Origin of the sequence: Paenibacillus phytorum (genome assembly GCF_013141715.1) — a bacterium.
GTDB lineage: Bacteria > Bacillota > Bacilli > Paenibacillales > NBRC-103111 > Paenibacillus_E > Paenibacillus_E phytorum.
Map to the genome: position 1 here is coordinate 1 of NZ_WHOA01000103.1, position 8,085 is coordinate 8,085.

The 8,085-nt window shown below is 44.0% G+C and carries 6 protein-coding genes and 2 pseudogenes; all 8 read left to right on the forward strand.

The window, feature by feature from the left end:
• Positions 1-347 precede the first annotated feature (347 nt).
• A complete protein-coding gene (locus tag GC098_RS40070; protein ID WP_312880163.1) occupies positions 348-629 on the forward strand; it encodes a tyrosine-type recombinase/integrase in 282 nt (93 codons plus the stop codon).
• Between the two features lie 425 nt (positions 630-1,054).
• Positions 1,055-1,471: a hypothetical protein gene (locus tag GC098_RS16115; protein WP_171644161.1), complete on the forward strand. Its 417-nt coding sequence runs from the start codon at positions 1,055-1,057 to the stop codon at positions 1,469-1,471.
• 314 nt (positions 1,472-1,785) lie between these two features.
• Positions 1,786-3,264, forward strand: coding sequence for a sugar ABC transporter ATP-binding protein (locus GC098_RS16120; protein ID WP_171644162.1), 1,479 nt, complete (start codon positions 1,786-1,788; stop codon positions 3,262-3,264).
• Positions 3,265-3,283: 19 nt separating this feature from the next.
• Entirely contained in the window at positions 3,284-4,258 is a 975-nt protein-coding gene (locus GC098_RS16125; RefSeq protein ID WP_171644163.1) for an ABC transporter permease, read from the forward strand.
• Positions 4,259-4,298: 40 nt separating this feature from the next.
• Complete coding sequence (locus tag GC098_RS16130) at positions 4,299-5,351, forward strand: substrate-binding domain-containing protein (protein WP_171644164.1); 1,053 nt, start codon at positions 4,299-4,301, stop codon at positions 5,349-5,351.
• 24 nt (positions 5,352-5,375) lie between these two features.
• Positions 5,376-6,312 (forward strand): annotated as a pseudogene (locus GC098_RS16135) (sugar phosphate isomerase/epimerase family protein).
• A gap of 20 nt (positions 6,313-6,332) precedes the next feature.
• Positions 6,333-7,469, forward strand: a complete 1,137-nt coding sequence (locus GC098_RS16140; protein ID WP_171644165.1) for a Gfo/Idh/MocA family protein — start codon at positions 6,333-6,335, stop codon at positions 7,467-7,469.
• A gap of 103 nt (positions 7,470-7,572) precedes the next feature.
• Positions 7,573-8,085, forward strand: a pseudogene (locus tag GC098_RS16145) (beta-galactosidase); the annotation flags it as partial.

Consider the following 8,085-nt stretch of genomic DNA (forward strand, 5'->3'; position numbering starts at 1 on the left):
CATAAAAGCAACCTTTATGCTGGGGTTAAGGTATGTTTTAGCGCAAATTCAACATTGAAATTCATGCCATCACTTTGCCAATCTTCATAATACAAAATGTATCACAAATTAAAAGAAGGAGTGAAAGTTATGCAAAAGGTCAATCCCATAAGGGATAGGGCAAAAATAAAAGAAATCCAAGATATTCTTTTGAAGCGATCACTCAGAGATTGGCTTCTGTTTACAACCGGAATAAATTCGGGTTTGCATCTTAACGACCTGCTCCAATTAAAAGTAAAGATGTAAAGGGGAAAAATGTTATACAAGTAAAAGAAAAAAAGACCGGAAAAGAAAAAAGTTTCGAGCTGATTGAAGAGTTACGTTTCGGTTACAAAGAGTATCTTCAACCCATGGATGATGAAGAGTATGTGTTCCGCTCAAAGAGAACGGGCGTTCCAATCAAACGGATTCAAGTATATCGAATTTTAAATCAGGCTGCCAATGAAGCAGGTTTAAATGAAGTCGGTACACATACGTTACGTAAGACGTATGGATATCATTTTTATCAAAAAACCAAAAACGCATCCGTGCTTAAAGAATTATTTAATCATTCTGCACCGTCGGTCACGTTGAAGTATATAGGAGTTTGATAAGACTCTTTCAGAATATTGTAAATGCCGAAAAAGTTCACTTTTTATGATAATTATATATATTTTTAGGATACTCAATGTACAACCAAAAGTTTAATATTAGATTATTAGCATTGCTTACACTGCGATATATAAACTTCATTTTAAAGTGTAGAATGATCTACTAAAAGAATTCGACATCTTCAAGTATTGGAAATCGGTAAAGAAATGGGGGGGGAGATTTAGTGTCTCCCCCTTACATTTCCACGTGCTGCAAGAGGCTCAAACGGGCTCCATCTCTGAACGGCGATGTAATGCTGGTTACGCTGACATTTAGTGCGAGAAGTTGACTCAATTAGAAATCCAACTATTTGTACTTCAAAACGGTACAAATAATAGATTACATACGTTATCTGAACGAACAAACTCTTATAATATAGTGATAGATGTTGCATGATCCACTAAAAGAATTCGGCAAAGCGGTTAGTCAAGGGTCTGCTGAAATTGCACTGGACAACGTGAAACAGGTGGATTCGCAGCTAGAGTCTAATGTTGTTTCAAGCAACAGTAAGGCTTCGGCTATAATAACCAAAAAGATTTCCGCCGATGGCGCCGACTTCGTGTTTGTCTATGCCGAAATCAAGGACGCGAACGGGACTGTGGTACCCTCTGCCTGCGACGAGGTTTTGTTCGACATCAATGGTCCGGCGGTCATCGTCGGTGAAAATCCAGTACGGGCGGAGGCTGGTATCGCTACCGTGCTGCTGCAAGCCCGAGAGACGCCGGGCGAAATAACCGTGTTAGCATTAGCCAAAGGGGTAAAGCCGGCCGTGATCAAACTGGCAAGTGGCAATGCAAGTTGAAAGATGAATTGAGCGCAATGGCAATCATGGAAAGAGATCGGATTCGACGCGATTGACAATGTATGAGCGGGAAATGAATGGTTCACCACGGTCTGGGACTGATTGTTATTCAATCAGTCTCTTTTCCATTTATACATATAAAGCAATTAACCCGGAAAAAACCTCATGAACTTCTGTTCTTGAGCATTACAATAGTTGAAGATTATACAACCACAAGAATGTATAACTTTTACCTCAATTTAGTTAATTGTTCGAGCCGGCCCTTTCCATTACGATAGTCTTATACCTTATTAAATTGGGAAGCAGGTAGAGAAATGCTACTAGAGATGAAAGGGATATCCAAAAGCTTTTTCAAAGTGAATGCGCTTAACCAAGTGCAGTTCAATCTGAACGCGGGAGAAGCCCACGCAATTGTAGGGGAGAACGGCGCCGGCAAATCTACTTTGATGAAAATACTTGCCGGCATTCATCAGCCCGATGATGGAGAGATCATTTTACGCGGAAAGCCGGTGACAATTTCATCGACTAACGTTTCAAAGCGGCTTGGAATCTCCATTATTCATCAAGAATTGAATCTTATACCTCACATGAGCGTGGCTGAAAATATTTTTCTTGGACGCGAGCACAGGAAAGGAGGCTTTTTTTCCGATTTCGGTTCGATGGTTCGCGAAACGAAATCACTACTTGAAAGCTTTGATTTGCAGCTAGACCCGAATGCGCTGATAAGCAGCCTGAGCATTGGAGAACAGCAGATCGTAGAGATAGCAAAAGCAATGTCTATGCAGGCGGAAATCCTGATCATGGATGAACCGACTGCCGTTCTGGAGGAGAAAGAAGCGCAAAAGCTTTTTGAGCTGATTCATCAATTTAAAAGCAAAGGCGTAGCCATTATCTACATTTCCCATCGATTAAACGAATTGAAGCGCTTTTGCGACCGAATAACCGTGTTGCGCGATGGTCAATTTGTTACGACTCTTTCGATGGAAGGGCTTACAGAAAGAGAAATCGCAAATTTGATGGTGGGTCGCGAGCTAAGCGATCTGTATCCGGATAAACGCCAACGATTTGGCGATGAGATTCTGAGGGTCGAGCGGCTGACGCGCAAGCGAAATTTTGAAGACGTAAGTTTCTCCGTAAGGAGAGGTGAAATCGTTGGTTTCGCAGGATTGATCGGAGCCGGTCGGACAGAACTCGTTAGAACTATCTTCGGAGATTGGCAGCCGGATGCCGGCGCAGTGTATTGGAAAGGCAAGAAAGCGACGTTCAGGAGTCCATTAGATGCGGTACAAGCAGGTATCGGCTTCGCAACCGAAGATCGGAAACGGACGGGACTTTTTCTGGATTTGGGAGTAACTCAGAATGTTTCGGTAACCTGCTCGGGTAAAGTAAGCAAATGGAGTTTTATTCGTCGGAAATTAGAAAGACAATTCGTGGAACAAAAAATAAACGAATTAAATGTTAAAGTACATAAACGAACAGGACCCGTCAAAAATTTAAGTGGCGGAAACCAACAAAAGATAGTTCTGGCTAAATGGATTGCTTCTGATAGCGAATTGTTCATTCTGGATGAACCGACCAGAGGCATTGATGTAGGAGCCAGGAAGGAAATCTATGAGATGATTTCCAGGTTTGCAGCTGAAGGCAAGGCTGTAATCGTCATTTCATCAGAGTTGCCCGAACTTCTTGGATTATGTAACCGCATTCTCGTTATGCATCACGGTAAAATTAAGGGAGAACTCGATCACACCGTCGCCAATGAACAAAATGTAATGGCACTAGCTACAGGACTATAAATGAAAAGGAGCATGATGCATGTCAACCGCAGCAACGGGAATCAACAAGGATGTTAAGCAAGATCGAAACTGGATTAAATATGTGTGGGATCAATACAGCGTGCTATTCGCGCTTATCGTGCTGGTTATTTTTGCTTCAATATTAAGCGAACACTTCTTAAGTGTTGCCAACATTACGAACATACTGAGGCAGGTTTCCATCGTAGGCATCTTAGCCCTTGGCATGACATTTGTGATCATTCTGGGGGGGATCGACTTATCGGTTGGTTCCATATTAGCGTTATCCGGCACAGTCGTTATGGCTGCACAAGTCAATTATCATTCCTCTGTCATCGTTTCGATTATGCTGGGCTTATTATGCGGCGTATTGATCGGTCTTATCAATGGTTTGATGGTGACATATGGAAAAATAACGGCATTCATCGCTACTTTGGCCATGATGACGATCGCAAGATCTCTGGCTCTCTATTATGCAGACGCAGGCGCCATCTCGGGAATGAATTCCTTATATGCCAAAATCGGCAATAACTATGTGCTCGGCATACCGATTCCGGTTATCATTTTCGCCGTAATGGTATTCCTCTCCTATATCGTGCTTGAGAAAACAGTATTAGGGAGACACATTTATGCTGTTGGAGGCAATTCGCAAGCAGCCCGTCTATCAGCCATTTCGGTATTCCGAGTCACGATCACTGCCTATTTGATTTGTGGATTTACAGCAGCAGTTGGTTCAATTATTGAAACTTCCAGACTTAACTCTATATCGACATCAACCTCCGGAAATATGTATGAATTGGATGCAATTGCTTCCGTTATTATTGGCGGCGCCAGCCTGGCCGGGGGAAGAGGGCGCATTCTCGGTACCTTGTTTGGAGTTCTGATACTGGGAGTATTAAGTAATATTATGAATTTGTTAAATATCTCGCCATACTTACAGGGGGTGGTTAAGGGTCTAATTATTGTTGCTGCTGTTTTGCTGCAAAAGAGGGATTAGCAAGAAAAGTTTACTACTATTATAATTGGAGGGTCAGTCAATGGTGAAAAAATTTATGGTATTGCCAATGGTTTTAATGCTTTCTTTCGGTGCTGTATTAACGGGTTGTACGGAGGAAACCGCCAGCAAGCCTAGCGTTGAAACAAAAGTAAGTCCGTCTGCAGATGCAACAAGCGCAGCAGGCGCAGCAGGCGAATATACGATCGGGATATCACTTCCTTCCGCGGATCATGGATGGATGGGCGCAATGGTAGCCAACGCCAAGGCGGAAGCGGAAAAGCATAAGAATGTGAAGTACATCTTGTACACGGCTAAAGATCCTGCCAAGCAAACCTCCGATATCGAGGATTTGATTACCAAAAAAGTTGACGCTGTTGTCATGCTGCCGATGGAATCTGCCGCATTAACTCCGGCAGCCGAAAAAATAAGCAAAGCGGGGATCCCGCTCGTTGTCATCGACCGAGCTGTAAACACAGAAAGCTACCGTACTTATGTAGGCGGTGACAATTACGGCATAGGTTATGGAGACGCCAAATATTTAGTGGAAGCATTGAAGAAGAAGAAGGGCAAGCCTGCGGGGAAAGTCATCGAAATATCTGGCGTGCCGTCAACCGTTACCGATTTAAGATCGAAAGGCTTCCGCGATTATATTAAAGATTATCCTGAGATTGAAATCGTAGCTACACAGCCTGGCGATTTCACAAGAGAAAAAGCGCTGAAAGCAACAGAGAACATTTTACAAGCCAATAAGCAAATTGATGCTGTCTATTCGCAAGACGACGACATGACGATCGGCATCGTCCAAGCAGTCCGCGATGCGAAGCGCGATAAAGAAATGTTTATCGTCAGTTCCGGCGGCATGAAAGAAATTTATCAAATGATGAAAGAAAAACAACTGCCTGAGGTTATCGTATCCCTGACATACGCGCCTACAATGGGAGGCACCGCCGTTAACATGGCAACTAAAATTTTAGAGAAAAAAGGTCTGGAAGGATTCTGGGAATCATCCATTCCGCATCACATCGTTTTGGAAGCAACGCCGGTTACTCCGGAAAACATAGATCAATTTATTAAGAAGGATTCCAATTATTGATTCTTTGAAAGGAACAAGGTGCTCATGAAACTAGGTGTCTTTACGGTTCTGTTCGGCGATAAGCAATTGGAAGAGGCTCTGGACTTGGCGCAATCGCAGGGGTTGCAGGCGGTAGAAATCGGTACAGGAGGCTATGTGGGCAAGTCCCATATAGCCCCGGCCGAACTATTACAAGATAAGCAAGCGATTAGCAGGATCATAAGGATGACGGGAGAACGAGGATTGACCATCAGTGCGCTCAGTTGTCATGGCAATCCGCTTCATCCGAATCAGGAACAAGCGTACAGTGAAACTCGCCGCTGCCCTTGGCGTAAATACGGTCATAACGTTTTCCGGTTGCCCCGGAGATTCTGAGCATTCGTTATATCCGTCTTGGGTTACATGTCCTTGGCCCCCGGATTTTCTACATGTATTGGAATGGCAGTGGACGAACAAGGTTATTCCATACTGGAAGGAGCAGTCCGAATTTTGTAAGCAATACGGGGTTCGGGTAGCCATCGAAGCTCATCCGGGCTTTGTCGTCTATAACACAGAGACTGCATTACGTCTGCGTGAAGCGACAGGAGATAACATCGGCGTCAATTTTGATCCATCTCATTTATTCTGGCAGGGGATGGATCCGGTTGAATGCATTAAGGCATTAGGAAGCGCTATTTTCCATGTGCATGCCAAGGATACGCACATAGATCCCAGAAATACTGCCATAAATGGCGTGTTGGACGTCAAACCGTATTCGGATGAGCTGAACAGGTCCTGGATTTTTCGCACGATCGGGTATGGCGCAGACGCTAAAGTATGGAAAAGTATTGTGAGCACACTGCAAAAAGTAGGTTGCGATGGCGTTATCAGTATCGAACATGAAGATAGTTTAATGTCTGTGAATGAAGGGTATACGAAAGCGGCTCGGTTTCTTAATGACATCTTGATTCGCGAAAAGGCAGGTGACATGTGGTGGGCTTAAAGCCAAAGCTTCGAGTCGGCATGGTTGGCTATAAATTTATGGGAAAAGCGCATAGCCATGCTTACAAGGATATCGGCATGTTCTTCGATTTGGATAAATCCGTCGAAATGAAAGCAATTTGCGGCAGAGATGAGGCGAATGTTAAGGAGGCGGCAGAGCGATTCGGCTGGAGTGAGTATGAAACGGACTGGCGTGCCCTGATTGCAAGGAGTGACATTGATCTAATTGATGTTAATGCGCCAAGTAATTCGCACAAGGAAATCGTAATGGCTGCGATTCAAGCCGGTAAGCATGTGTTTTGCGAGAAGCCCCTTGCGTTAAATCTGCAAGACGCCAGAGAAATGCTTAGTGCGGCGGAAAAGGCGGGCATAGTGCATGCTGTCTGTTTCAACTATCGCTATCTCCCAGCGGTTCAATTGGCCAAGCAGCTTATTGATGAGGGAAGATTGGGCGAAATTCATCATTACAGAGCGACTTATTTGCAGGATTGGCTCGTAGATCCAGGCTTTCCGCTTGCATGGAGGCTGCAAAAGGAAGTTGCCGGCTCCGGTTCGCACGGAGATTTGAATGCCCACTGCGTCGACTTGGCCAGATATTTGATCGGTGACATCGATAGAGTTGTCGGCCAGCAAAAAACGTTTGTCAAACAGCGTCCCATTGCCAAATCTATGGTCGGGTTAACGGCAGTTTCATCGGATGAGATGGGCGCTGTGACGGTCGACGATGCGACCTCATTTCTCGCACAATTTAAAAACGGAGCATTGGGCACTTTCGAGGCGACTCGATTTGCGACAGGTTGGAAGAATGGCAATACGTTCGAAATTTATGGAAGCAATGGCGCCGTTCGTTTCAATTTGGAACGATTGAACGAGTTAGAAGTATTTCTACGTGAGGATGAGCCGCATCTTCAAGGCTTCAGAACTATTATGGCCACAGAAAGCGTTCATAAATATGCGGCACAATGGTGGCCGCCGGGTCACACAATTGGCTATGAGCATGCATTCATTCATTTGATTTATGAAATGATTAGCAGTATGGACTCGCGCCATTCCAGGACGTATCCCGATTTTTATGATGGGATGAAATGCCAACAAGTCCTCGAGGCTGTAGAACGATCCATTGAAACCCAATCCAGGGTACATGTAGATGAGCTCTAACATTTGAGGATATATTTGCGCTTGTTATCATTATCAAGGGATAATTCTTTGATATTTTGCAACGATGAAATCGCGATTGAAAAATTTTTGAAAAAAGTCTTCAATTCTTATTCGGCCGAGTCCCTATATTTGTGCGGAATGGGAATTTGGCGGGTTGCCCTATTGGCTCCTTAAGGACCCTTCCATGCAATTGCGTTGTTACTATAAGCCTTATTTGGATAAAATATACACCTATTACGACGAATTATTGGCAAGGTTTAAACCCCTTCTTTGTACGAATGGCGGACCGATTATCGCCATGCAAATTGAAAATGAATACGGAAGTTATGGAACAGATAAAGAATATCTGGCGTATATAAGGCAAGCCATGATCATCCGTGGCATGGATGTGCTTCTGTTCACTTCAGATGGGTATGACGATTCCAATCTTCAAGGAGGTACGTTAATTCCGGACGTGTTCGCAACAGTCAATTTCGGATCGCGGCCTGAAGAAGCATTTGCCAAATTGCAGGAATATCAGCCGGACAAACCGTTGGTATGTATGGAATATTGGAATGGCTGGTTCGATTATTGGGGAGATGAACATCATCAGAGAGGTAATGACGATGTGGTGGAC